The sequence below is a fragment of the Hydrocoleum sp. CS-953 genome (genome assembly GCF_002260545.1).
Classification (GTDB): domain Bacteria; phylum Cyanobacteriota; class Cyanobacteriia; order Cyanobacteriales; family Microcoleaceae; genus Trichodesmium.
Genome location: NZ_LGSU01000931.1, coordinates 1 through 5502, shown reverse-complemented (window position 1 = coordinate 5502; position 5502 = coordinate 1). Strand labels below are relative to the sequence as shown.

Here is a 5502-nt window from a genome sequence, read left to right as displayed (position 1 = left end):
GATATTGTAAGATAAGAGTTTTATCCTTGATTGTTACCCTGATCGAGATTAAAAAAAAGTCTTTTTATCACTTAAGCTTATTTATAATATTATTGAGATAAATATTTATCCTCAATAGTTAGTTGAGATGTCCCCAAAAATACAGCGCCTGTAATATTCTTTTAGTCAGATTTATTAAAGAAGTTAATTAACTAAAATAATTATGTCTTTTCTAAACTCCTCAGAAAAGATTTCTTTAAATTAAAAGCTTAAGGGTAAATATTTATCTGAAATAGAGGCTTAATAGCTATTTTTGCAGATATTCTGGTAGTTTTTTTGAGGGCTGTATTGAGAGTAAAGAAAGCTTTGAGTAATATCAAATCCGGTACTATCGGTATAAAAAAGCAGAGAAACCGGGTTTGTCTCAAATGCTCTTGTACGGACGTTGCATGCAACGTCTCTACCATTGACCTCCCACAAACCCGGTTTATTGTTACTCCGATTTCGTAGCAAGCAGATTTGATATAAAATTTAAAACCAGCCTTTAGTAACAGACATCACAAGATATCAATTTGGTATCTGAGATGAGGCTGAGATGACTATTAATTGCCCCTTAAATTGAGACATAATTTTGTAACTTGCGTCTAAGTTATAGAGAAAAAACCCTTGCCAATTCAGAAATAAATCGGCAATATATTAACTAAAGATGAGCAAAAGATAAAACTAAAACTTATGCAAATTCTTCGCGATCGAAAAGCAAAATTAATACTTACTGATAGCTGAATACTCATAGCTAATCACTTATTAATTAAATAAGGAGCAATTATGTTAGATACAACGTTAGATATAGCGCCACTAGCCAACTATTTAGGTTTCTTAGCATTAGTATGCTACATCCTGACTTTACTACCAACAAGTATGAGAATTGTTTTTCCTCAAACAAAACAAACAGAAATACGGAAAATCCTGCTGAAAAACCGACGAGAAATAGGAGTAATTGCCTTTGTACTTGCTTTAGGACATGGAGTTTTGTTAGTTGCTAAAAGAACCTTAGATTTTACTGACTCTCATACTTATTGGATATATGTACAAGGAATTGTAACTTTCATTATTTTCACACTATTAACAATTACTTCTAATGATTGGAGTGTGAAAAAAATGAAGAAAAATTGGAAGAAATTACATGAACTAACTTACTTAGCATTATTTCTGTTAGTCTGGCACATAATCGACAAAATGTGGGGTCATTGGACACACCTGACACCATTTGGAATGGTTGGAATTATAGGTATAGCAGTTTTATTTATTGCCAGAAAATGGAAAGAGCGTCAAAATCAATTATCAAAATAAAAACCCAACAAATAAGAATTAAAGCTAACTTAGATTGAGATAAATCAACGTATTCAATATTAAATTTCAGGAGATAAATAATGGTTGCAGCGAAAAAATCTAAACAAAACTCACCTTTCTTTAATAATACTTACACAGTAATAGGATTAATTGTTCTAGGATCTATTGGAGCTTTTTGGTTCTCGCGATCGCGATTAGTATCAGTCAAGAATCCTGTTTCAGACGTAGCACAACAAACTGTACCAGAGCAAATTCTGGCAAAACATAAATCATGGGTTTACACAGTAGACATTAGTCCTGACGGTCAAACTATAGCTAGTGGTAGTTATGATGGTACGATTAAGATTTCCAATGTAAGCAATGGTGAATTGCTGCATAAGATCAACGCTCACGACGGCGACAAACTCCCAGGTGGTATGAAGACTTAGTATTTCAAATCAAAGTTAATGCTGATAATGAGATGATCAGTATAGAACCAATGAACCAAGAAGCTATAGATTATATTGGGCAAACTCCTTTACCAGAGCTATTAAATAATACTAATTCTGAAGCCATAACCCAGAAACAACCTTTGGGAGTATTCCGGGTGGTAATGACATCAACAGGTGTACTGAAGGTCGATCCTTGGCAAGGATGGTTGTAATATCAAATCCGGTAGTATCGGTAGAATTCAAGAGCGTAGGGGTTTGGTCTCCAAACCCTGCATAAACTAGGAGTTTTCGCTCTTTTCTGATGGTAGAATTATATCACTTCCGTTGCCCAGCGGATTTGAGATAATTTAAAAGTGAAATAGGTATACTATTTTTCTTAAAATCGAAAAATAGTATTAACAAGACTTACACATAACTAAGATATATAGTAGGGGAGATTTCCGTGCCGGAATGCTCCTAATTACGCGAATCGCCCCTACATTTGTCAGAAGAAATTAGAGCAATTTCGGAGGTAGTGAGGTACAAAACAAAGCAAAGACTTCCAGTCTATTAGTAATTTTGGTAACACAAGCATCCTGCTTGTTACAGCAAACGAAGGCTGAACTGCAAAAACTGTACCTCAGCATCCTCAAAAGTGCTGTAANATTTTGGTAACACAAGCATCCTGCTTGTTACAGCAAACGAAGGCTGAACTGCAAAAACTGTACCTCAGCATCCTCAAAAGTGCTGTAATTTCCAAAAAGTGAAATATCAAGAAAAAGCTCGTCAACTAATTTTAATCAGTCCTGTAGGTTGGCTCGACTATTAGCTGACTGCTGAGGTGCTAATAGCTGAATGCTTACGGGAAATATGTTAATTTTATGGCTAGTTATATAGCTGAGGCTCAGAAATATTAATATTAACTAAGCTAGTTAAAGTTGAACTACATTTCTTAATAACCTCAACCTTCTCAATTTGCTCCTTTATCCATTCATTAAACAAATGAGACATAATTTGACAACGTAATTTATCTGTTAACTCCGGTTGAACAATTTCTTCCACAAAAATTAAATGTACCCCGTAAGCAGTTACTATAGGTTTAATAAGTTGGGGGGATTTAGCAGCAAAAACTACTGGATAAACTTCAGGTCTTAATTCTCGAAAATTTACTCTTCCTCGATATCCACCAGCACGTCGTAATTCTTCCTCTTGAATATACTGATAAGCAACTTCAGAAAAAGTCTTTTTTCCTTCCTGAATAGCAGAGAATAATTCCATTGCCAAATCTTCATTATCTAAAATAATTTCATAGATAAATGCAGCACCATAATTTAATTTTTTTTCTAAGAAATATGGCTCTATCTTATCCTGAAATAAATGATCTGCTAATTTACCAGATAAAAAACTATAGTAAGCCATTTCCTCCAAGTCATCTATAGATAAACTATGTTTATGTAACCAANGCTCTATCTTATCCTGAAATAAATGATCTGCTAATTTACCAGATAAAAAACTATAGTAAGCCATTTCCTCCAAGTCATCTATAGATAAACTATGTTTATGTAACCAAGCCCATGTTTCCTTAGCACCATGTAGCTGATTAATTACCCGTATGGCATCGGCTGCTTTTTGAAGTTCTTCTGGTTTTGCTTCAATGCCTGCATCTTCTGCTGCTATTTTGATGATTTTGCGGGTAATTATTCCTTCTATAGTTTCTGAAAGTTTCAAAGAAAATTTAACTTGCTTGAGAATATCTTCTGGTGTAATAGTAATACTTTCTAACATAAATTTACTCGATAATATGCACTAGATTATTCTCTATTTTTTTCTCATTGAAAAAGCAGTCAAGAGAGAAAAATTCTAGAGACAGAATCAATATTAGTGGGGATTCTTGACCCCAACAAGCTTGTACACACCACAGGTAACGTTAGGGATTTTTTACCTAATGGATAATTATTAATTAATGAACCCATAATGCTTCTAGCCTGAAGTTAGGTCTTCACCACAAAACTAAAAAATTACTCCTGACTCTTAATTTTTCCTAATTTCCAGCCGTTTGCTGTTAATTGGAGACACGATAATCAAGATAATTTTTTTCTACTGTAACTAGGTCAGTATCTAATTTTTTAGAACTTTTAAATTGCATTTTTGCTTCTAAATTTAGTTGATGTATAAACTGATTTTATCTTGATTTATTTGAGGTAGAAGGAGGGTCTTACTGACGATCAAAATAGGATACTCCTACTACCTAAAAATTGAATTTTGATAGGCTACAATCTCTGGACTAACATTTTTTTTGAGCATTAATTTTATTAAAAGTAGAAAGTAGTCAACTAACACTCTTAAATAACCAAATGCTAATATTTTAGGTAACCACACTTGATTGTTGCTAATATTTTCAAACAGTTTGATATTTCTTTTATGAAAGTGGAGAGCTGAAAGACATAATGAATTAATAGTCTAGATATCTAGACTATTTTTTTGACGCTTCATATTCTAGAAAATGTCTTAGTACCACATATNTCGGAAATAGCAAAAATTGCTCCGAAAAACACTTGATTGTTGCTAATATTTTCAAACAGTTTGATATTTCTTTTATGAAAGTGGAGAGCTGAAAGACATAATGAATTAATAGTCTAGATATCTAGACTATTTTTTTGACGCTTCATATTCTAGAAAATGTCTTAGTACCACATATTTATTGTTAGTTATTAGCAGCCTCGAAAGCTAATGTTCTCAAATATGGGTCAAGATTTAGCTCTGAGTTAAGATCCTGAATTACAATGTTTTTACCATTGTAATCTCGATCGGTAGTTTGCTCCATTTGAGGTCGTTTTCCTTTAGTGGATAGCCCCATTTGTTTTAACAGTCGATTAATATGGCGATCGCTCAACTTGATACTAAATTCTTTGGCTAAATGTTTTCCTAACCAATTAGCAGTCCACCGCCTGAAGACATAACCATATTCTTTAGGGCTATTAGTTACCAACTCTTTCAAACGTTCTAAATATTGTTGGTTAACTTCTTGAGGACGACCTATCGGATGATCTTTCCATTTATGGGCTTGACCAGACTTAGCTATTAGTATCCAATGCCGAGCTGTACCTGGAGCACAACCTATAGCTTCACAGATTTCACTCTGGGTTTTACCCTCATCTGCTAGAAGAATAATTTCAATTCTCTGGCGATACTGCCACGGTAGGTCATCATTCAAATTCTTCTGTAAGTGTTGTCGCTGAAAAGATGTTAAGTAGTTACCGTTTACGGATAACTGAGTTGTTTCGGTTTTGCAGTTCAATTGATTAGACAACATAGGTTTCTGATTAAGTATTTACAATTCCAGTTGCTATTTCCTACAACCAGGAGTATTTCTGAACTCTTAGCACTTATGCAGTTTTTGATATCAATGTTGAGCAAATTTATTTGGGAATTAGCTTTCCGCCTTATCAGAAAAATATGAATTCCTTAACCATAGAAGATCAACTACTAAATTTTGTTAACTATCCTGATATTTTCCAGAATACATTAGGGGAATGATTCACAGGATTGTGTTTTTAGAAAAACATCTTATCTGAAACCATCATGTAACTAACTTTTGAGAAATTTAGGCTCTACAAACCTAGGTTTTGTAATAATTTCAGTTTCTTAAGATTTATTTTTTTCGGCGTTATTTTGACTCTAATATTACTAGCACTGGGAAAATTTCGATTCCTGTTCGCACGGATGTTTGGATTCAACAAATACTTTCTAGCAATGATTGGTT

General features: G+C 33.6%; 5 protein-coding genes. 3 read left to right on the top strand and 2 right to left on the bottom strand.

The window, feature by feature from the left end:
• Window positions 1–804 precede the first annotated feature (804 nt).
• The 3 genes from AFK68_RS12735 to AFK68_RS12725 all read left to right on the top strand — a co-directional run bounded on the left by AFK68_RS12735 (window position 805) and on the right by AFK68_RS12725 (window position 1972).
• The gene (locus AFK68_RS12735) at window positions 805–1329 is read left to right on the top strand and encodes a ferric reductase-like transmembrane domain-containing protein (protein ID WP_094673139.1); all 525 of its coding nucleotides are present in this window, start codon (window positions 805–807) and stop codon (window positions 1327–1329) included.
• Window positions 1330–1409: 80 nt separating this feature from the next.
• The gene (locus AFK68_RS12730) at window positions 1410–1757 is read left to right on the top strand and encodes a WD40 repeat domain-containing protein (RefSeq protein ID WP_094673138.1); all 348 of its coding nucleotides are present in this window, start codon (window positions 1410–1412) and stop codon (window positions 1755–1757) included.
• Between the two features lie 32 nt (window positions 1758–1789).
• Entirely contained in the window at window positions 1790–1972 is a 183-nt protein-coding gene (locus tag AFK68_RS12725) for a hypothetical protein (RefSeq protein WP_094673137.1), read from the top strand.
• A gap of 652 nt (window positions 1973–2624) precedes the next feature.
• Here the strand turns inward: AFK68_RS12725 and AFK68_RS41600 are convergent.
• Both AFK68_RS41600 and AFK68_RS12715 read right to left on the bottom strand, forming a co-directional pair.
• Window positions 2625–3017 (bottom strand): peptidylprolyl isomerase, encoded by a 393-nt coding sequence (locus tag AFK68_RS41600; protein ID WP_246844152.1) that lies wholly within the window; start codon window positions 3015–3017, stop codon window positions 2625–2627.
• Window positions 3018–4443: 1426 nt separating this feature from the next.
• On the bottom strand, window positions 4444–5052 hold the full coding sequence (locus AFK68_RS12715) for a helix-turn-helix domain-containing protein (protein ID WP_094673135.1): 609 nt from the start codon (window positions 5050–5052) through the stop codon (window positions 4444–4446).
• Window positions 5053–5502 lie beyond the last annotated feature (450 nt).